18 protein-coding genes and 1 pseudogene are annotated in these 18,890 nt (G+C 68.6%); 10 read left to right on the top strand and 9 right to left on the bottom strand.

Going from position 1 to position 18,890, the window contains the following annotated elements; genetic code table 11:
- Nucleotides 1–283: 283 nt before the first annotated feature.
- From ACQVFL_RS06230 to ACQVFL_RS06260, 7 genes are all read right to left on the bottom strand, one after another.
- Nucleotides 284–640: a DUF7669 domain-containing protein gene (locus ACQVFL_RS06230; protein WP_431728917.1), complete on the bottom strand. Its 357-nt coding sequence runs from the start codon at nucleotides 638–640 to the stop codon at nucleotides 284–286.
- The gene (locus ACQVFL_RS06235) at nucleotides 637–3,732 is read right to left on the bottom strand and encodes a helicase C-terminal domain-containing protein (RefSeq protein WP_431728918.1); all 3,096 of its coding nucleotides are present in this window, start codon (nucleotides 3,730–3,732) and stop codon (nucleotides 637–639) included. The genes ACQVFL_RS06230 and ACQVFL_RS06235 overlap by 4 nt, the downstream gene beginning before the upstream one ends.
- The gene (locus ACQVFL_RS06240; RefSeq protein ID WP_431728919.1) at nucleotides 3,729–5,480 is read right to left on the bottom strand and encodes a phospholipase D family protein; all 1,752 of its coding nucleotides are present in this window, start codon (nucleotides 5,478–5,480) and stop codon (nucleotides 3,729–3,731) included. The genes ACQVFL_RS06235 and ACQVFL_RS06240 overlap by 4 nt, the downstream gene beginning before the upstream one ends.
- Entirely contained in the window at nucleotides 5,467–6,702 is a 1,236-nt protein-coding gene (locus tag ACQVFL_RS06245) for a DUF6361 family protein (protein WP_431728920.1), read from the bottom strand. The genes ACQVFL_RS06240 and ACQVFL_RS06245 overlap by 14 nt, the downstream gene beginning before the upstream one ends.
- Complete coding sequence (locus ACQVFL_RS06250; RefSeq protein ID WP_431728921.1) at nucleotides 6,699–7,271, bottom strand: DUF429 domain-containing protein; 573 nt, start codon at nucleotides 7,269–7,271, stop codon at nucleotides 6,699–6,701. The genes ACQVFL_RS06245 and ACQVFL_RS06250 overlap by 4 nt, the downstream gene beginning before the upstream one ends.
- Entirely contained in the window at nucleotides 7,268–7,468 is a 201-nt protein-coding gene (locus tag ACQVFL_RS06255; protein ID WP_431728922.1) for a hypothetical protein, read from the bottom strand. Before ACQVFL_RS06255 ends, ACQVFL_RS06250 begins: the two co-directional genes overlap by 4 nt.
- Before the next feature lie 132 nt (nucleotides 7,469–7,600).
- Nucleotides 7,601–8,086 carry a hypothetical protein gene (locus ACQVFL_RS06260; protein WP_431728923.1) on the bottom strand — a complete coding sequence of 162 codons (486 nt, stop codon included), beginning with the start codon at nucleotides 8,084–8,086 and terminating at the stop codon, nucleotides 7,601–7,603.
- A gap of 785 nt (nucleotides 8,087–8,871) precedes the next feature.
- Between ACQVFL_RS06260 and ACQVFL_RS06265 the strand changes: the two genes are divergently transcribed.
- The 3 genes from ACQVFL_RS06265 (at nucleotide 8,872) to ACQVFL_RS06275 (ending at nucleotide 11,381) form a co-directional block, all read left to right on the top strand.
- Nucleotides 8,872–9,915 (top strand): hypothetical protein, encoded by a 1,044-nt coding sequence (locus ACQVFL_RS06265; RefSeq protein ID WP_431728924.1) that lies wholly within the window; start codon nucleotides 8,872–8,874, stop codon nucleotides 9,913–9,915.
- 562 nt (nucleotides 9,916–10,477) lie between these two features.
- On the top strand, nucleotides 10,478–10,684 hold the full coding sequence (locus ACQVFL_RS06270) for a hypothetical protein (protein WP_431728925.1): 207 nt from the start codon (nucleotides 10,478–10,480) through the stop codon (nucleotides 10,682–10,684).
- 22 nt (nucleotides 10,685–10,706) lie between these two features.
- Nucleotides 10,707–11,381, top strand: a complete 675-nt coding sequence (locus ACQVFL_RS06275) for a YdcF family protein (protein ID WP_431728926.1) — start codon at nucleotides 10,707–10,709, stop codon at nucleotides 11,379–11,381.
- A gap of 6 nt (nucleotides 11,382–11,387) precedes the next feature.
- Here ACQVFL_RS06275 and ACQVFL_RS06280 read toward each other — a convergent pair whose 3' ends face one another.
- Nucleotides 11,388–12,614 (bottom strand): helix-turn-helix domain-containing protein, encoded by a 1,227-nt coding sequence (locus ACQVFL_RS06280; RefSeq protein ID WP_350693427.1) that lies wholly within the window; start codon nucleotides 12,612–12,614, stop codon nucleotides 11,388–11,390.
- A gap of 370 nt (nucleotides 12,615–12,984) precedes the next feature.
- On the opposite strand from ACQVFL_RS06280, the gene amcA (ACQVFL_RS06285) reads away from it, so the two are divergent.
- The 5 genes and pseudogenes from amcA (ACQVFL_RS06285) to ACQVFL_RS06305 all read left to right on the top strand — a co-directional run bounded on the left by amcA (ACQVFL_RS06285) (nucleotide 12,985) and on the right by ACQVFL_RS06305 (nucleotide 14,769).
- Entirely contained in the window at nucleotides 12,985–13,152 is a 168-nt protein-coding gene (gene amcA / locus ACQVFL_RS06285) for a multiple cyclophane-containing RiPP AmcA (protein ID WP_431728927.1), read from the top strand.
- A pseudogene (locus ACQVFL_RS06290) lies at nucleotides 13,149–13,475 on the top strand (hypothetical protein); the annotation flags it as partial. The gene amcA (ACQVFL_RS06285) and the pseudogene ACQVFL_RS06290, both read left to right, overlap by 4 nt.
- Before the next feature lie 53 nt (nucleotides 13,476–13,528).
- Nucleotides 13,529–13,885 carry a hypothetical protein gene (locus ACQVFL_RS06295; protein WP_431728928.1) on the top strand — a complete coding sequence of 119 codons (357 nt, stop codon included), beginning with the start codon at nucleotides 13,529–13,531 and terminating at the stop codon, nucleotides 13,883–13,885.
- Between the two features lie 117 nt (nucleotides 13,886–14,002).
- Nucleotides 14,003–14,365: a multiple cyclophane-containing RiPP AmcA gene (gene amcA, locus ACQVFL_RS06300; RefSeq protein WP_431728929.1), complete on the top strand. Its 363-nt coding sequence runs from the start codon at nucleotides 14,003–14,005 to the stop codon at nucleotides 14,363–14,365.
- A 68-nt stretch (nucleotides 14,366–14,433) separates the two neighbouring features.
- Nucleotides 14,434–14,769, top strand: coding sequence for a hypothetical protein (locus ACQVFL_RS06305; protein ID WP_431728930.1), 336 nt, complete (start codon nucleotides 14,434–14,436; stop codon nucleotides 14,767–14,769).
- Here ACQVFL_RS06305 and ACQVFL_RS06310 read toward each other — a convergent pair.
- On the bottom strand, nucleotides 14,735–17,122 hold the full coding sequence (locus tag ACQVFL_RS06310) for an MMPL family transporter (protein ID WP_431728931.1): 2,388 nt from the start codon (nucleotides 17,120–17,122) through the stop codon (nucleotides 14,735–14,737). The two genes, ACQVFL_RS06305 and ACQVFL_RS06310, sit on opposite strands and share 35 nt — an antisense overlap.
- Before the next feature lie 81 nt (nucleotides 17,123–17,203).
- Here ACQVFL_RS06310 and ACQVFL_RS06315 point away from each other — a divergent pair, with 81 nt between their 5' ends.
- Both ACQVFL_RS06315 and ACQVFL_RS06320 read left to right on the top strand, forming a co-directional pair.
- On the top strand, nucleotides 17,204–17,767 hold the full coding sequence (locus ACQVFL_RS06315) for a TetR/AcrR family transcriptional regulator (RefSeq protein ID WP_431728932.1): 564 nt from the start codon (nucleotides 17,204–17,206) through the stop codon (nucleotides 17,765–17,767).
- 128 nt (nucleotides 17,768–17,895) lie between these two features.
- Nucleotides 17,896–18,849, top strand: coding sequence for an aldo/keto reductase (locus ACQVFL_RS06320; RefSeq protein ID WP_431728933.1), 954 nt, complete (start codon nucleotides 17,896–17,898; stop codon nucleotides 18,847–18,849).
- Nucleotides 18,850–18,890: the final 41 nt, after the last annotated feature.

Genomic DNA, 18,890 nt, shown 5'->3' on the forward strand with positions numbered 1-18,890 from the left:
GTCGACGCATGACGATGCGGAGCTTGAGGTGCTCAAGGCAGTGGCGCGGCAGTGACTGGCCGGGGGCAGCTTGAGCTTGACTTCGGCGGAGCGGCGCGCTTTGCGGTCACGGCATCGAGGATGGGGTAGCTGCGGGACGCGCTCGGCCACGCCTTCGACATGCTCGGGTTCGACGAGGCGGCCGGTGGTGACGAGGTTCGGCGTAGGCGCGCCGGCGGATGTACAGCGGCGATATGTAAAGGTCGCGGGCCGCCGCCGGGTGGTCGACCTCTTACCCTACAACTCAGCCAGCGATCCCGGCCCAGCTCCCAAACGGGCACTCGAAGCCGGCCGAGCCCGGCGAGATGCGGGTCGACATCGCGCTGATCGGCTGCGTCAAGACGAAAGTCGATTGGCTGCTGTCGGCGATCGTGTACCGGCCGCGCCCGACCCGAATGAGCGGCGTCCCGCACGGGCTCGGCGGGCCGCCGGTGGTATACCGGGTCATTCCTTGGATGACCGGGCCTAGCGACTGTGGGTGCCGCGTGGGGTCGCGCCGTTGGACCTCGTCGATCAGCTCCGCTCGGCTGAAGTCGAGCTTGTGTTTCGCGAGATGGCGCGCTGCGGTGAGGATGAGCTGCGAGGCTGGCTGGTCGGTCACTGTCGCTTCCATTCAGGGGCCGGTCGCAGATCCAGGATGTCGGGTACGCCCGCCGCGCCGGTCTCCCGCCGTCGCAGCAAGTTCAGCAGGTCCTCCTGCCTGGGTTGGCCGAACGCCAGCCGGTACATTGCCAGGTCGGATTTGAGCCGGTCGAGTTTCGCTTGGTCGCGGCTGAGGGGGTACGGCAGGACGTGCCGTTCGATCTTTGCCCGGCCGGGGAACACCCAGTACGGGGCGAAGTCGCCGAGTTCTCCGGATTTTGCTCGTGCCGCGTCGTACAGGGCCTTCCATACGTCCGGCCCGGGGGAGCGCAGGGCAGCGGCGCGGTGTGCGGCGGCGACGTTGCGGCGTACGGCGTGTCCGCCGAAGCGGTGCACTCGGCCCTCGCGTTGTTCGAAGTCGACGGGGTTGGCGGGGGTGTTCCAGTGCACGACGGCGGAGCACCACTGGTGGAAGTCGATGCCTTCCTGGCCGGCGCTGGTCGTGGCGACAACGAACGGCCAGAACGGGCTGTTGAAGGCCCGCCGTACGACTGCTTTGCGGTCGGCCTGGGATTGTTCTTCGCCGCGGCCGCCGTAGCGCAGCGCGAACCGGCCGGGCAGTTTGATCCGCTCTTCGGGATGACGCGGGTCGAAGGCTTCGTACGTCGATGGTCGGCTGGTGATTGCTTGCCGTGTCTCGTCGGCCAGCCGGCAGAGTTCCTCGTCGTCGAGGCGGATGTCGGCGGCCCCGCTGCGCAGGGTGTGCAGGTGCTCGTCGAGGACGGCTTGCAGATCGCCGGCGGCGCAGTAGCGCAGTACCGCCTGCCAGTAGACCGGGCCCATCGACAGGCTGTCGAGCAGTTGGGCGGATTCCGGCCGGTTGAACAGGGACCGCAGTCCGTTGGCCAGTACCGCCGCGGCGCGCCAGTGCCCTGCGGAGGTGACCGCGTCGTCGGGGTGGATCAGTCGGGACAGGGCCCGCCAGGCGATGTTGCCCGGCCCGTGCATGCCGATCTCCGCGACGCTGCCGAGCAGACCGTGGAGATGGTCTGCTGCCGGGTAGCGGGCGTTGCTGGCCAGTTCACGAGCTCGCTCCACGTGCCGATCTAGGCCGGTGGCCGTTGTCTGCTCGTCGGCGGTGGTACCCAGGGCGGCAGCGGCGTCGTCCGGGCCGGGGTCGGCGCCGGGCCACCGGAAGACCAGTTCCCACGGCTCAGCCGGGCTCGCTTCGGCGACCGCCGTATCGGTGGAGACGTGAGCGAGTAGCCGTTCCCGCACCTCGCGTTCGAACACGGCCAGCGGGGCGGTCTCGTCCGGTCGCTGCCGGGCCAGGGCCAGCGGATCGCACAGCGCGGCGAGGGCGGGATGGGGCCAGAAGATTGCCAGGGCGCTCATGGCTGCTGGGCGGTTGTGTTCGGTGCGGTAGTCGAGGTGCCGGCTTTCCTTTCCGTGGCCGCCGAGCCGGCGTTCGGCTTCGTAGCTGAGTAGTCCGGCCACCGCGGTGGGGGTGGCGTTCCAGGAGGAGAACAACAGTCGCTTGGTGATGCCTTCGGCCGCTGCGGTGGTAAACGGTTCGTCGAGGGTGTGGTAGGGCAGGGACGGGGGCAGCCACAGCAGTCGCCACCAGCCCCGGTCGACGGTGTCTGCGGCGAGTCGCCGTAGCCGGCCGTTGCCGAGATCGACGGGTTCTCGTCGGTTGATCGTGTCGGCGTCGAGTAGTTGCGCGGTGGCCAGCAGCGCGGTGACGTCGGGTTCCGGTTTGCCGTCGAGCGCTTTTCGGACCTTGTCGCCGAGTTGGTAGCCGTCGAGGAAGTTCAGGAAGTAGGGGGCGGACTTCCAGTACTCAACCGACATCCGTGCGTCGACGGCGTCGGCGACCCGGCGCATCGCCACGTAGCCGCGCACGTCACGGGGGTCGAGGTCGTCGGCCAGGTCGAGGTGTTCGCTCAGCATCCCGTCCTGGCCCAGCGCGGGCCGTTCGGTGCGGCACATGACCCGCAACAACAGGGCGCGCAGCCGGTCGCGTAGGTCGCCGCAGGGTTCGCCGCGGACCAGGGCGTCCCGGTACGCCTCGAAGGTCTTCGTCACGTCGGCGTGCCAGCACTCGTCGTCGGTGAGGAAGCGCAGGACCTGCCGGAAGTCGCGGTAGTGGTCCTCGCCGGCACCAGCCTCCTCGGCGAAGGTGAACGGTTTGTACGGGGTGGCCGACAGCAGCAGCACTCGGGCGGCTCGATGGTCGAACAGGTGCCGGGCGAGTTCCGCGCTATCGCCACCGTCCGGGTCGAGGAGCTCCCGGAAGCGCTGGAACTCGTCGAGGATGACCAGGTCCGGGTCGAGGACCTCGACTCCGGCGGTGGCCAGCGCCGTTCGCAAAGCACCGGTGAGTGTGCGGGCCTTCTCCCGCAGCGCGTCGGGCAGGGCGGGGCGTCGACCGATGCCGTCGAGTAGCGCGTCGAACTCGTCGAGCAGGCCGCCGTGGCGGGCACGACGCAGGAACCCCTCGGCGATCGTCGGGTCGATCTCTCCTTCGAGCTGCTCCCAGAGCTTGTCGCACTGCTCCTCGAAGCGTTCAGGGGTGGCGACGGTCGCCTGCAACGCGCGCAGCGCGGCTCGGGTTCGCCAGCCGCCCCATGAGTGGGCCTGTTCGAGGAGCAGGAAGATCAGCGCCCGCTCCTCCACGGCACCGGTCCGCCAGCCCTGGTCGAAGGAGGTGCCAGGGGTGAACGCGATCAGATTGATCGGCTTGCCGGTGGTGGCGGTCGCCGCGTTGAGCCGATGTGCGTGCTTGGCGAGCAGGGTGAGCCGGCTGGACAGGGTGACGGTCTTGTCGGCGGTGACCCGCAGCCGGTCGATGTTCTGCCGGGCGACGTCCTGGTTGGAGCAGACGTAGATGACGTCGACCCGTTCCACGCTGTCGTCGTCCTGCAGCCGTTGCAGGGTCTGGGCGATGACGCCCCGGGCGACGACGCTCTTGCCGAGTCCGGTCTCGTCGGCGACCAGGAACCGGCGGGTCGGGTCGGCACCGAAGTACCGGTCGACGATATGCGCGACGGTGGCGCGCTGGAAGTCCTTCAGGCCGGCCATGACCGGCCCTGCGTCGTACCGCTTCACCGGCCCATCTCCTCTGCGCTCACGTCCCGTGCCTGGTCGATGACCCGCCACAGCTCGGTGAATCCGGGCGGCAGCAGCCGCCTGCTGTCGCCGTCGGCTTCGATACGGGCGACCAACCGGGCCAGGTCGTCGAGCTGCTCCGGGCGGTCCACGAGAGCATTGAGTAGCAGTTCGAGGATGCCGGTGCCGCCGGTACGCCAGACGCCCTGCCCGCCGGCGTCGCCGCTCACGGCGGCGGCAGCCTCGGTGCCGAGGCCGAGCATCAACAACAGGAACCGCAGGAACTTCTCCGGCGTGTCGATCTGCTGGGCGAGGACGTGGTCAAGCCGATGGGCCGGGTCACCGATCAGGGTGGCGAGAACAACGGTCTGCTCCCGGCCCGTACGGTCTTCGGCGACCACCAGGACGAAAGGGGTGATATCGGCCAGCGCGAGCCCGACGAACACCGCGGACACCGGCTGCCCCGGAACCAGCGACACCGCTTCACCACGGCGCGTGTGCAACTGCACGGTGATCCGTACACCCGTCACCTCAGGAACGGATTCCTGCGAGTCGAGCCGGATTTCGTACCCGACGGCTGAGGTCGTGACGGTGGCTGACATGGGTAATGCGGCGATGTCACGGATGAGGTCGCGTAGCAAACCGGTGTCGGGTTCCGGCTCGGTGACGTCCTGGCGTTCGTGCCGTTCGAGGATCTCCCGGAAACCCGCGTCGGGCCCGAGGAGGGCGTTGATCCCCCACCGGTTCCGGCTGCCGCCCAACTCCACCAGCAACTCGACGTTGCCGCCGAACGCCGCGTCGGTGGCGTTCGCCGAGCCGAGCAGGACCCGCGCCTGGTGGCCCTTCTCCACCACGTACACCTTCGCGTGCAGACCGTGCAGCACCTCCTGACCCGGCGGCGCCTCCTCGGCGGGCAGACCGGCCAAGGCGCTGACCACGAACGCCTCGGCACCTGTCAGGCTCTCCTCGGGCAGACGGTCGAGCGCCTCCTGCCGGCTCACCACCGACAGCATGCCGCTGGGCGCGCACCGGTTCAGGCCACCCGGCGTGCAGAACGGCGATATAACCAGGTGACGCGTCCCCGCGAAATCCGGCGGGCGGCTACCAGGCACCCCGAGGGCGTGGAAGACCATGCTTCGGGCGTCTTCAGGTAGTTCCCAATCGGCGCGCCGCAGGTCCTCGCACAGCGCCTCGATCGCCGCGTGCCGGGCGGCCGGTAGCGGCGTGACCGCCAGCCGCACCGCATGCCGCAGAAGGTCAGCCAGAGGCCGGTTGTCCGCCCTCGGGCGGGTGCCGGGCACGCCATCCAACCGAAGGCACACGTCCCAGCCGCGATCCTTGGTCAGATTGCGGCTGAGCACCAGCAGCCGCAGCGACATCTGTCCCGTCGTGTCGTCGATGAACCGCAGCGCCCACAGCTTCGGGTGGAACAGGTGACCCGGCTTGGGCCGGTGCACCTGGTGCACCATCGGCTCGACGAACGCCAACAGCGCCGACGCCCCTGACGGCACCACGATCTGCCCCGCCTGACAGAACACGTCGATGCGGTCCGCGCAGCGCCGTACACCCTCCATGACCGCGATCGGGTCCGCCGACTCCCGCAGGCCATGCGCGGCGAACGCCAACGGTGCGACCAACAGACTTTCCAGGTCCAGGGTGAACGTCAACGCCACGGCCCGGGACAACCGCGCGCCCGGTGGCGGGCGCAAGGAGTCGAGCAGCAGCGCGCGGGAGTCAGGCGCGAACACCGGCAGCCTCCGAAGGACCCGCAGCGCAGCCGTCGTGGATGTCCGTGAGGATCTGGTGAACCTGCGGCCAACGGAACACCAGCCGTCGGCTGCCCGAAGCGCCGCTCCACGTGCGCAACAGCTTGTCGTTGATCAGCCGCGACTGGCCCTTCTTCACCGACTGTTCCCGTTCGCCGACGAGGTCCCGCAGGGCCAGGTCAACGGCAGCGTCGCCAGCAGCTCCGCTCGTCACCGCGTCGAGCCACCGCTCGATGAATTGCCGTGCCTTGACGTTCGTGCTGATCCGCGGATTCTTCTTGACGAGCAGCGTCCACATCCCCGACCGATCCCAGCCCTTGAGGCTCTGCTCCGCCGACACCCGATCGGTCCACTCCGACAGCCTGTCGCGGTACCGGTCCGCCGGTTCCTCGTGCTCGGACAGGCCCGCCTGCTCGTACCGCTCGGCGACGAGCAGGTTGTACAGCAGCGCCGCGCCGTGCATCGCCAGCGAGAATCGCTGCGCATCCCGCAGCAGGGAGCCGATCGGCTCCGGCGCGGTGAGCGCGATCGGCGCGTCCCACGGCGCCTCGCCGTCCGAACCCGGGCGATGCTCGGGCTCGAGCAGGTACGCCAACAGGGTGCCAGGTGCCGCGTCGAGGATCCTCTCGCGCAGCCAACGGGCCTCGTCCGGGCGTAGCCTGAGCCCGCCCTCGACCTCGTTCGGGAAGTTCGCCGGTGCCCCTGGCAGGGTCGGGTGCCAGCTGCCGCTCGACCGCTCGGTCAGTTCGTCGGCTTCGGTCAGCCGGGATGCCCGTCGTCGGTCTGGTGCGTCGTCATCGCTACCGGTGCGGATGCCGTACTTCAGCAGGGCTGCTGCGTAGATGTTCGATGGCAGGGTGCGAACCCCGACTCCGGCCCGTCGGCCGATCACGCCCGCCGTGTCCTCTTCGCGAAGCAAAGCGGCGATCGCCTTCCGCTCGTTGCGGTCGACCTGCGCGGCGAGGCGGTCACCGCGCAGCCCACGCCGCTGCGCCTCCTGAAAGCACCAGGGCACGATCAACAGGTACCGCGCCCGGTTCTGCAGGACCGAAGTACCGGGGAACAGCAGGTCGCTGAACGCGTCGCGTACCTGACCGATGCCCAACTCGTCCCGGCTTTCCGTGTCGCTGAAGAGCTTGAGCAACTCGCGCATGCGTTGCTGGTCGTCGCGAGAACTGTCCAGCCAACTCAGCCCTGAGGTCATGAACGCCTTTCGCCTGCTTCCGCACCGGCGACAAGGCCGCTGAGCGGGCCGGTGGGCAGGGCGATCCAGCCCTCGACACGTGCGACCTCCCGCTGCTCGTCGTCTGGTCGGGTTGCCATGCCGATCGCTGCGGCACGCGCGTTCAGGGCCGCGACGACCGAGTCGAACGCGTCATGGCTGCGCCGACACAGCGCCTCGAATGCGCCCAGTTCCCGCCAGGGCGCGGCCCCGCAGAGTGCGGTCACGAGGTCGGCATGCTGCACGTTCTGACCTCGTCCCTTGTAACCGCGGTAGGACAACCCCCAGCGGCACAGAGCCGCAGCCGGGTACACCTCGACGATCCGGCCGGCGCCGCACCGGTCGACGTCCTGTCCGGCGGCGGCCAGCATCGCCAGCAATCCGGCGCAACGGAAGGCGGCATGAGCGATGCGGTCTGCGGCCACACTGAGCGGGATGATGCCGGCTTCTCCGCGTACCACCTCGTCCGTCAGCCGGTAGGCCAGGCGGCGCCGCCACTGAGCGCCGTCGCCCTCGGCGACGGTGACATGGCCGGACCGATGGGCCGTCACGAGCGCGACGAAAGACTCGGGCCAGCCGAACGGCAGTCCAGCCCGACCTTGTCCGCGTGCTGGCTTGCCTCGACGATAGGGACATCGCCCACGTCGAGGACCAGGTCCCGCACCATCGCGCGGTCCGGCAGCCACTCGATCGAGGCCATCGCCGTACGCTTGTCCGCCGCTGCGAGGTCGACGCCGAGGGTCAGCACCGCACCACTTTAGGTGCCGCCCACTCGGGTGGGACATGACTCGACCGACCGTCGTTACAGGACGTTCAGTCAAGCCCCGCCTGCCGATTTGGTGAGCCGGAGCGGGCCTTGTCCATGTGAGTGTTGCCCGCGTCAAAAGCCCGGGTGGTCAGGCCCTGGTTCGATGGCCGGCGGGCGGGGGTCGTCAACTGTACGGCCTACATCGTCGAAGAGGCCCTCATCACCTGCCGTCAGGCGAACCCCTAAGAACACTGGCCGCGCCAGCAACCCCGGATGGGCCTCCGGCGTCCGCCGCACCAACGTGGCCAGCTTCGCCTGCCGGCGCGCGACCAGGAACCGCTTCCCGTCTCCGAACACGTCGATCGCCAGCCAGAACCGCAGGTCGGATGCCGATCGGGCAGCCAGCACCCACGGATGGTCCTCGTCGCCATCGATGTAGAAGTCCAGACGGCGACGAGGACCCTCCCTGCGATATCCCAGGTACGTCTGCACCTGCCGCCACAGGTCCGTCTCGCGACTGGAGTTGATCTCTCCGACCTCGTCCCAGCCGGACGGCCCTTCGCTCCCGAGCACGAACCGCAGCGACGGCTGCTGTGAGATCCAAACCTTGGCTGTCATGGCCGCCATTCTGCCCACCGCGTCCGACAAACTACCGCCCCGCCGTCCTGCCCGTAGGGCGCAACGGTCAGGCAGACCCCACCGCTGCTGGACCGAGGCCCAAGCCGTCGCCGCCGGCTCTGGGAGACCCCGTTCGTACCCGAGATCCGCCGCCAGAACCGGGCACTCGCGACCGTGATCGTCGACCCGCCGCTGCCACCCACCACCAGGATGCGACCTACCCGCCGGCCGGATCGATGTAGCGCGCCACCGCCGCCGCAGAGCTGGCCGCCCGAATACGCACCGCGGCGGCCGCGCAGGCTGCCACGCCGCACCCCGAGCGCTGCCAGTTCAGCGGCGCTCCCGGGTGCACCGCGCCGGCCGAGATCAAGGTCGCCGATTCGTGGGGTGACGCGGCGTGGGACTGCGCCGCGCACGTCGAGAAAGCCACCCACGTACGGTCGGTCTTCATCGCCAGCGAAGAACTCGGCGGCCTGACCGCCTACCTCAACCGCTAACGTTCTCCCCGCCTCTTTCGCCGGCGCCGTGGCCCTCGCTCGACGCCGTGTCTGTCAGCTGCGCGGGCGGGGGCGATCCTCGCGAACAGCGAAACGGTTCCTCGGCCGCATCCTCACGACCGCGGGTGTCAGCTCCGCCGCAAAACGGTTGAGGCGGCGTTGCCAGCCGGGGCAGAAGCCACTTCGGGTAGGTCGGCGGGAGGCGACGCAGCGTGCGTCCTGACGGCGTCCGCCCCAGGACAAGTCTCTCAGCGCGATTCTGCTTGACTCCAGGCTGATGATCAGACTGTGACGTCTGGAAAATTCTTCGGGCAGGATTTCGTTGCCCGCCACCGACAACAGTTCGGCAGCCTGCCCCCTGACCGCCGCCGGCTGACCTTCGACATCGCAGTGGAGCCGGATTTTGAGCATTGGCGGGACTGGTACGACGAGCAGCTCGCCCTGCTTCCTTTCTCTGACGCCGAGCAGCTAGCCGGCAGGCTCTGGAAGGACGAGTTCTTCTGGCCGGTCACGATGGAGTTGGCGGCGGGCGCTGCGCTGCGGTCGGCTGGGTACCTCGTAGCGTACGAACGCCAGTACGGTGGCCTGACTCCGGATTGGACCGTGCTATCGCCCGACGGCAGCCCAGTCATGTTTGTCGAGGTTCACACCGACCAGCCGCCGCGAGAGACGTTTGCGCGCCAACGAGCCTGGAAGGCGCTTGAACAACGCATCGCGAAGATTCCTGTCGGTGTCGTGCTCGTCCTGAAGGCCGGCAACATGCCGCCCAAGGCGCCCGACGCGGGCACGGCTAAGAAGGTCGCCCAAGAGGTACGCCGGCGCCTACTGCAGTCCCCATCGGCCTCCAGCGTCACCGCCTACGGATACACCTTTCTCGTGCTCGCTGATCGCTTCGGCCAGGTTGCCTCAAACAATGGACTATTCGCACAATTTGCAGCGCCGAGTGGAGTAGCTGGTCCTGTCGATGCCGCCCGGCTGACGCGGGCGGTCAACGACAAAGTGCGCAAGTACGCGGAACTGGCGGACCGCTACGAAGTTCCCCTCGTGGTCGCCGCCGGTGCTCACCGCTTCACCAGGGTAGACCTGGACGACGTAGACAGGTTGATGGCGGGCGAGCCGACGATTAGCTTCCAGTTCAACATCGGTGACGCTTTCATTGGCGCGCAAAAAATTAACTTGGCCCACCCGCCGCGATGGGTCATGCCCGCTGATCTCTCCGCGTTGCTGTGGATTGACAACCAGCCGCCCTTCGCAACAACAGTGCGGCCTAACGCTCAGGCTCGCCGGGCGTTGCCCGACCGCCTTGCCGAACTCGTGAGCCCCAGTCCTTGAACCTCGCTCGCATGGCGCTGACCTCCCCGTCAACGAACTGGTTCATCAGTGGGTGCTCCCTGGGTGCTCGGGCGCTAGGGACAGGCTCGCAACGGGCGGACTGAGTGGGACGCCGTCTAGAGAAATCACCGCCATGAACGCGAACAGATGGAATCCAGCGACCGACTTGGACCGAATTGCTCGACCAAGGTCAATCTCTTAATCCGCGGGTTCGGGGTTCGAGTCCCTGGCGGCGCACCAGCAGCAAGGCCCTGACCTGGTAGAACTCTGCCGGTCGGGGCCTTTTTCGTGTCCGCCGGAGGCTCGTCGGGTGCTCGCGAGCCGTTGGACCGGGTCGGCGTCGGTGTGACGCGGTGTGATGCCAGCGGTCAGGCTCGAAGATCAAATGGCTGTGTAGCCCGCCAGGGGATTCCGTCGGGTGTGGATAGGGTCGGTCGTGCGTCGGATCGTGCGTAGGTCGGTGCGGGCGATTCTGCTGGACGGGGACGACCGCAGCTAGGCCAGAGCATCCTTGCTTGGAGTCGGCGTCGCCCCGTCGCCTCACAACCCCTACGCTGGCGGCATGAGGGAACCCAGTGCGGACCGGACCTACGCCACGCCGGATGACCTCCCGATCTCGGCTCTGCTGCCTGAGCTGCTGCGGAGTGTTCGTGAGGGGCAGGTCGTCTACCTCAGCGAGCAGGATGAACCGGTCGCCGCTGTCGTGCCGCTGGAGGTAGCGAGGGCGGGCCTGGCGGCACTGGGCCGATCCGACGAGGGGCTGCGGTGACGGTCCGGCCTGGTACCTGTTGATGAGTCAGCGCCCGGCGGCGCCTGCCGAGTCGATCCCCGACGAGATCCGTGTCGATGTGGAGACGCTGTGGCGCTACCACGACATGGGCCACGAGCTGAGGCCGTGTGACGTGGGGATCGGGCTGGGCAGCCATGACCTTGGTGTCGCGGTGATCGCGACGCGTCTGTTCCACCAGGGATTGTTTCCCTGGATCGTGTTCACCGGGGCGAACGCGCCGACGACGGTGGAGCGGTTCCCTCGCGGCGAGGCTGTGCACTACCGAGAATACGCGATGGAGCAGGGCGTACCGGCGGATTCGATTCTCGTGGAGCCACGGGCGACGAACACCGCTCAGAACCTGGAGTACACCCGGAAACTGCTGGCCGAACGGCGTATCCCGGTGCAGTCAGTGCTGATCATGTCGCGGCCTTACCAGCAGCGTCGAGCGTACGCCACATGCAGGCTGATGTGGCCGGAGGTCGACGTGGTCTGCGCGTCGAACCCGTTGGCACTCGACGACTACGTACACAGCATCGGCGACCCGCGGCGAGTGGTGGAGATGCTGGTCGGCGACACCCAGAGGATCGAGGTGTACGCCGAGCGCGGGTTCGCGATCCCACAGGAGGTGCCGGACGAGGTCCGGGCCGCCTTCGAGCGACTGGTGGCGGCCGGTTATACGAGCCGGCTGGTCTGACGACGGCTACCAGCGTGGTCCACCCGATCGGACGCCCATCCGTTCGCTGAGTTCGACGGCCAGTCGAGGCGGCCGGGGGCGGATGAGGATGTCGCGGACAAGGTCGCGGGAGAGCCGGTGGTAGCGCACCTGGTCTGGGCCGATGACCTCCGCGTCCAACAGCGCGCCGAGGGCATCGTCGATGCGGTTCCAGCGCGCCAGTGCTCGCGCGGTCTCGATGGCGTGGCGGACCTGCCGCTCGACGGGCAGGACACCGGTATCGAGTGGGGCACCTATGGCGATGGCGCGTTGCACGTCGCCGAGTTCCATCGCCACGGTCGTCTTGTGGATCGACACATTGGTCGGCCCGAAGGCGGTCCACACGTGGTTGGCGTCGGCGCCGAGCTGAGTCGCTGCGGCGTCGGCTTCGGCGATGTGGGTGTCTGCGGAGGCGCGGTCGTCGTCACGGGCGGCGGCCAGCGCGCACACGAGGTGCAGGCTGCCGTAGACCGACAGTAGTTCTGGTGTGGGCTTGGTCAGCCGTGGTTCGAGGAACTGTGCTGCGGTGGCGGCGAGACCTCGGGCCTGCGCGTATTCGCCGATAGAGACCAGGGAGTGCGCGGCGGAGCGGCTGAGCGAGCCGATGACGACGTGGTCGTGGCTGGCGTTGGCGGCAGCCAGTCCTCGGCTGGCCGCGGTCCAGGCGAGGTCGCCCTCGCCGAGCTTGGTGAGGAACAGCGCGGCGAGCTGGTGGGCGTAGGCGGTCATCGCGTGTGCGCGCTGGCCGCCGTCGCCGTCGTAGGCCTCAGTGGCGGTCAGGCAGTCGTGGATGAGGTACGGAAGCCGGCGAGCGAGGGTGCCGTATCGCGAATGTTGGTATGCGGTCCAGATCTCGGCCACGTCGTTCTCGATCTCACGCAGGGCTGGCGCATCGACAGCAGCGGGGCTGGCCAGAGCGGGCGCGAGGTGCCGGTAGTCGTGAAGCGCGGCGCGCAACGCGGGAATGGTTTCACGCCCTGAGTCGTCGGACCACTCGAACAAGCTCGGTGTGCCGATGAGGTCCCCAAGAGAGACATCGAGGGCCTTGGCGATTGCGCGAATCACCGAGAGGCGGTCCAGGTCGGCGCGGTTCGTCTCGACCTTGCGTAGCCACTCCTGGGTCTTGCCGACCAGTCCGGCCAGCACCTCCTGGGAAAGCCCTCGCCGCCGCCGATAGAAGGCGACGCGCTGGCCGATCGTCATGTCGTCCGTCATTCCTCGCACACCATCACCCTGCCCGCTGATTTCCGCCTGACCCGGTACGAATTTTCCCGGTCCCTTCTACAGATCGCCCCTACGTTCAGTGCACCCCAGGTCACCGTCGCATGTCGATGCCTAGGCCTGGATCGCCTGGCAGAGAGCTGCGAATGGAGGAATCGATGACCGGCCTACCAAAGAGCGGATCGAATCGCCGGCTCGGACTGTCCTGGAGCGCACCGTATCGGAGTCTTCCTCGCCTGCGTACCGCCATCGGGGCTGCGCGGGTGAGTGATCGGCGGTCTGCCCGAGGCCGCCGTGCGGCGGCGGTGGGCTCGCCCTTCCCCCGGCGAGCCCACCGCCCACCGTCTCGAACGGAAGTGCTGGCATGACGGTGTACGTCTCACGTCACGCGAAAGCCGACCACCTTTGGCGAAGGACGTTGACCACCGAGGGCGCTGCGCCACAAACGACTCGCCCGGCTGATCCACCGCTGCTCACCCATGCCTGGCGTCAACTGTTCGAGCAGCAGGTCCGGGAAGCCGGCCGCCGATGACCGGCGACCGGGACCAGGGCCCGGCCCGAGCGAATGGTGCAGGCGTATACCGGCAGGAGCATCTGCCAATGCAGCCACTGTGGCTTTGCCGACGGTGCGGGCAGCCGTGGCCGTGCGGCGCGGCGAAGCTCGCCCTCGCGGCCGAGTACCGGGACAGCCAGGTGAGCCTGTTTCTCTACCTGGCCAGCTGCCTGCACGACGCGATCGATGACCTGCACCGGCTCAATCCCAATGAGGCGGGTGGTACCGCCTCACTGTTTGACCGGTTCCTCGGGTGGCCTGCCCGCACCCACGCCTACCGAGCCAACACCGCCACGGCGATCGGGAACGAGGCTATCAGCCTCGCGTCCGTGCGGACGGCTACGGCCTGTGGACGGTGCGGGGTGTCGGGGTGCCGTTCTTCGTGGAGTACGACACCGGTGGTGAGCAGCTGTCGGTGCTGACCGGCAAGCTGCTCGGCTACCGGCACTGGTTCGTCGCGTTGGGGCGGGTGTGGCCGGTGCTGTTCTGGCTGCACTCGGCCGCCCGGGAACGCAACCTACGCCGCCTGCTGGCCGAGATGTCGCCGCTGGTGCCGGTTGCTACCGGAGCCCGTGATCACGCCGCCACGGTGGGCCTGTGTCCCGCGCAGGCGGTGTGGGCTGTGCCCGGCGGTGACGGCCAGCGGTCGACGCTCGCCGACCTGGCGGTGTGGGTCGCCGACGCCCGTGACCTGAACGGGGAGGCGGCATGAACCTCGACAGCTTCCCGAACACCGTTCCCGCATGGTCCGCGTACGACTCCGCATCGGGGTGGTTCTGTCTCACCTCAGGGAGAGCCAGATGGACGTGCCTCACGGCGGTAGGTCGGAATGCGGCCCGATGCACCGGCAAGTGCTCGCGCCGGGCACTCCGTCGACCGTACGGGTGACTCCTCGTTCGCGTACCGCCATCGGGGCTGCGTGGGCGGGCGACCGACGGTCTGTTCCCCGCCGTTGGCCAATGGTGGTGGGCTCGCCGGCAGGTCGGCAAGCCCACCACCAACCAACAGCGGGTCCGAGTGGGGGCCGGCGGTGAGTGTGTACGTCTCGCGCAACGCGAAGTTGGGCGATTTGCCGCGAGACCGGTCGACATCGGCTCCGCCGGTACAGCCGGGACCGGCCGACCCGCCGCTGCTGACACACGTTTGGCGGACTGTGTTCGAGCGGCAGGCACGGAAGCGCGGTCCGCGATGAACAGCGACGAAGACCGTCCCGTCGGCGCTGGATCGCCCGCGCCATCGGAGCAACCGCCGTTACGGCCGATGGCGCTGCCAGGGCGGCCGGTCGAGGCAGTCCGCGTCGAGCCGTCCCGGCCGCATCTGCCTATGCGTCCGCTCTGGCTGTGTCGGCGGTGCGGCCAGCCGTGGCCGTGCGGCGCAGCGAAGGTCGCCCTCCTGGCGGGGTACCGGGACAGCCCGGTCAGCCTCTTTCTCTGCCTGGCCAGTTGCCTGCACGACGCGATCGATGATCTGCGTCAGCTCCACCCCCACGACACCGGTGGCACCGCCGATGTCTTCGACCGGTTCCTCGGCTGGCCCACCCGGCACCGCAGCCGCCGCCCGCCTACGGACGATCCGCAGACACCGGCGAGGACATGAGCGTGCGCGACATCGGAGTCATCACCGCACTGAGGGATTCGCTCCGGGACAGGGCTGATCCTTCGATGTCGACGTTCGGCAGTGCCCGGTCGAGCCAGGCCGGCAGCCACCAGGCGCGGTCGCCGAGAAGATGCATCAGTGCCGGGACCAGGACCAGCCGGACGACGAAGGCGTCGAAGAGGACTCCGGCCGCGAGGCCGAAGCCGAGTGGCCGGATCATCGTGAGGTGGGAGAAGACGAATCCACCGAAGACGGCGATCATGATGATGGCTGCGGCGGTCACGACGACGCGTCCTCGGCGGTGCCCGATGGTGACGGAGAGTCGGGCGGGTCGGCCGTGTACGAAGGCTTCGCGCATGCCGGAGACCAGGAAGATCTGGTAGTCCATGGCCAGGCCGAACAGGATGCCCATGATGACGATCGGCGCGAAGCTGAGCACGGGCCCCGGTCTGTGCATGCCGAACAGGTCGGCCAGCCAACCCCACTGGTAGATGGCAGTCACCGCGCCCAGTGCGGCGCCGAGGGAGAGGACGTACCCGGCGGTGGCGACGATGGGCACGAGCAGGGACCGGAACACCGCGATCATGATCAGGAGTGACAGCCCGATCACGACGAGCAGGTAGACCGGTAGGGCGTCGGCGAGCTTCCGGGAGATGTCGATGTTGCCGGAGGCCTGGCCGGCCACGCCGATGGTCATGTCCGCCGCGAGTGGTGGTAGGGCACGGAGGTCGTTGACGAGTTGTTCGGTCGTCGTGCTGTTCGGTCCTTCGGCCGGTACGACCTGGAAGGCGAAGGTCTTGCCGTCGGCGGCGACCGCGACGGGTGCGGCGGCGACGACGTTCGGCTGTCGCAGGATCGTCGTGACGATCTCGGCCTGGGTGGCGACCTGGTCGGCTTCGGCGACCGGCGTGGGAGATTCCGCGACGACGAGCAGTGGCCCGTTGATTCCCTCGCCGAAGCCCTGAGCGACCTTGACGAATGCGCGGTACTGGGGGCTGTCCGGAGGTTCCGAGGAGCCGTCCGGCAGGCCGAGACGCAGGGACATGACGGGTACGGCGATGATCGTCAGGACGGCGACGACGAGTACCGTCGCGGCGACGGCCCGTCCCGTGCGCATGGGCTGTGGCGGCTTCTGTCGCCGGACGGTGGCCCGGCTCCGTCCGGGCAGGACGCGCTTGCCCATGAGGCCCAGCAGTGCCGGGGTGAGGGTGATCGACACCAGGACCGCCACCATGACGCAGAACGCGGCGACCGCGCCCATGACCGCGAGGAACGGGATGCCGGTGACCGCGAGGGCGACCAGGGCGACGACCACCGTGGAGCCGGCGAAGACGACCGCCGTTCCCGCCGTGCCGTTGGCGACACCGATCGACTCGTGCACCGGCATGCCGTCGCGGGCCTGACGGCGGTGCCGGTCGAGGATGAACAGGGAGTAGTCGATGCCGACGGCGAGTCCGAGCATGACGCCGAGGATCGGTGTCCCCGACGTCATGTCCACGACGTCGCTGAACGCCATCGATCCCACCACACCGACGCCGACGCCCACGATCGAGGTCAGCAGCGGGGTGAGGGCGGGTATCAGCGCACGTAGCAGGATGAGCAGGACGATCAGCGCCACGGCGAGCCCGATCACCTCGCCGATGCCGAACGGGCTGCCGGCCGTCGCGGCGATGGTCGAGGAGTAGTCGACCGCGACTCCGGGGATATCCGCCTCGTCCAGCGCCGTGGCGATGTCGCGTTGCAGCTCCGGTGACAGGTTGAAGATGCCGTCGCGGAACATGACGGCGGCTACCGCGACGGTTCGGTCCTCGCTGACCGTCCGGATCGACGAGGCGGCACCGCTCAGCGTGGTGGCGTCTTCCATCTGGCGGAGTTGGGTCTCTTGTTCGGCCGTCAACGGCCGAGGGGCGCTCTCCAGGGCGGCGAGACCGGCATCGAGCCGCCTGGACTGTTCGGCGCGCTGCTGCGCGGCGGTGAACGGGTCGATGACCGCGGCTACGCCGTCGCGTTGCCCGATGCCCGCCAGCACCTCGCCGATCCGTGCCTGCTGAGCGGGGGTGAACGCCCCCTCGGCACTGGTGAACACCACCGAGCCGGTGGCGCCGGTCAGTTCGGGAAACGCCTCGACGAGCCGTTCGTTGACCTTCTCGGTCGGGGTGCCCGGGATCGAGAAACCGGTGGCGAGCGAGCCTCCGAAGGTCACCAGCCCGCCGACGGCGAGTGCCAGCACGGCCAGCCATCCGACGATCACCATCCCGGACCGGCGAGCGCCGAAACGCCCCAGACGGTGCAGAAGTATTGCCACGAAGTCCTCCCCTGACAGCGGCTCCGGGCAGGTGGCCCGCCCGGCCACCAGACAGTAAACCAACACTCGTTGGTTATCCAACATATGTTGGTTAAGTCGCCGCCGAGAAGGACGTGACAGGATCGAGCCATGGATCCACGGGTGGCGCGAACACGGACGAGCCTGCAGGAAGCGCTACTGGCCCTCGCCCGCGAACGCCCCTTGGACGAGATCGCCGTCGGAGACATCACCGGCCGGGCGGGCATCAACCGCAGCACCTTCTACCAGCACTACGACGACAAGGAACAACTCCTGACGGCCGCACTCAAGAGCGCCGTCGACCAGGCCTCCGCCGGAATCCACACCACCAGGCGGGACCCCCTCGTCCCGGGTACCGCACCCGAGATGAGGCTCTATCTCGAACACATCGCCGCCAACGCGACCGTCTACCGGCAGGTCCTGCAGAGCAACAGATCCTCGATCGTCGCCGCAGCTCTCCGCGAGCGGATCGAGGAACTGATCACCAGCGGCCTCGACGCGCCGACCGCCCTCGACGAGGACGACCTGCCCCGCGACGTCCTTGCCGCCGCACTGTCGGGCATGACGATCGGCATCATCACCGCCTGGCTCCGACGCGACCCACTCCCCGATGCGGCCGTCGCGGCAAGATGGCTCTGGCGCAGCCTCACCCGCCCGGCGGCGCCACAGACTTGACCGACAGGTCCCTTCGAGATCCGCCACGGTTCAGTAGCGTCACAATCCACCTCGACGCGCGGTCGTGTGGAGGTCCGGCGCAGTACCCAGGCTCCGGTCGGCGGATCCCGCCCATCTCTGGAGGAACGATGAGACGACGTGAACTGTCCGGTGGCTCGGGAATCCAGGTCAGCCAACTCTGTCTCGGTGCGATGTCCTTCGGGACCGTGATCGACGAGGCGACCTCGTTCGCGATCCTGGACCGGTTCGTCGAGGCCGGTGGCACCACCATCGACACCGCGAACTGCTACTCGTTCTGGGTGCCCGGTGGGTCCGGCGGCGAGAGCGAGACGGTGCTGGGTCGCTGGCTGGCCAGCCGGGGCAACCGGGACGATCTGGTCCTGGCGTCGAAGGTCGGCTCCGGGTTGGCGGCCGGCGGAGGGGCCGAGGGACTCGGCGCGTCGGTGATCCGGGAGCAGCTCGCCGGCTCGCTGAAGCGGCTCGGCGTCGACCATCTCGACGTCTACTATGCCCACCGGGAGGACCGCGTGACCTCCGACGAGGAGACGCTGGCCACGTTCCACGAGGCGGTGACCGAGGGCAGGGTACGGACACTGGGCGCCAGCAACCACGCGGCCTGGCGGCTGGCCGAGACGCGGGCGTTGGCCTCGGCGCGGGGCTGGACCCCGTACACGGTCGTCCAGCAGCGCTACTCGTATCTGCTGCCGCGTCCGGCGACCGTGCTGCCGGAGGGTGGGCACGTGCACGCCGGGGACGAGCTGCTGGACCTGGTACGCAGCCGCGATCTGACCATGTTCGCGTACAGCACGCTGTTGTGGGGCACCTACACCCGGTCGGACAAGCCGTTGCCGGAGCACTACGCGCACCCGGGCACCGAGCGCCGGTTGCGGGTGCTGGGGGAGGCGGCGGCCGAGTTGGGCGTCACCCCGAACCAGGTGGTGTTGAGTTGGCTGACCGGTGGCGATCCGGCGATCGTGCCGATCGTCGGGGTCAGCTCGGTGGCGCAGCTCGACGAGTGTCTCGCGGCGGCCGACCTGACGTTGCCGACCGAACTGCGCCGACGCATGGACGAGGCTGCCTGAGCTGCGCTGACGCCTGGACGAGGCCGCCTGAGCAGGAACGC

It is taken from the genome of Verrucosispora sp. TAA-831, assembly GCF_050780145.1.
Classification (GTDB): domain Bacteria; phylum Actinomycetota; class Actinomycetes; order Mycobacteriales; family Micromonosporaceae; genus Micromonospora.

Excerpts from the sequence above, each read along its gene's own strand:
- ACQVFL_RS06245 (WP_431728920.1), bottom strand. The coding sequence starts at position 6,702 with ATGACCTCAGGGCTGAGTTGGCTGGACAGTTCTCGCGACGACCAGCAA.
- ACQVFL_RS06260 (WP_431728923.1), bottom strand. The coding sequence starts at position 8,086 with ATGACAGCCAAGGTTTGGATCTCACAGCAGCCGTCGCTGCGGTTCGTG.
- ACQVFL_RS06270 (WP_431728925.1), top strand. The coding sequence starts at position 10,478 with ATGAGGGAACCCAGTGCGGACCGGACCTACGCCACGCCGGATGACCTC.
- ACQVFL_RS06275 (WP_431728926.1), top strand. The coding sequence starts at position 10,707 with ATGAGTCAGCGCCCGGCGGCGCCTGCCGAGTCGATCCCCGACGAGATC.
- ACQVFL_RS06280 (WP_350693427.1), bottom strand. The coding sequence starts at position 12,614 with ATGACGGACGACATGACGATCGGCCAGCGCGTCGCCTTCTATCGGCGG.
- amcA (WP_431728927.1), top strand. The coding sequence starts at position 12,985 with ATGACGGTGTACGTCTCACGTCACGCGAAAGCCGACCACCTTTGGCGA.
- amcA (WP_431728929.1), top strand. The coding sequence starts at position 14,003 with ATGCGGCCCGATGCACCGGCAAGTGCTCGCGCCGGGCACTCCGTCGAC.
- ACQVFL_RS06305 (WP_431728930.1), top strand. The coding sequence starts at position 14,434 with ATGGCGCTGCCAGGGCGGCCGGTCGAGGCAGTCCGCGTCGAGCCGTCC.
- ACQVFL_RS06315 (WP_431728932.1), top strand. The coding sequence starts at position 17,204 with ATGGATCCACGGGTGGCGCGAACACGGACGAGCCTGCAGGAAGCGCTA.
- ACQVFL_RS06320 (WP_431728933.1), top strand. The coding sequence starts at position 17,896 with ATGAGACGACGTGAACTGTCCGGTGGCTCGGGAATCCAGGTCAGCCAA.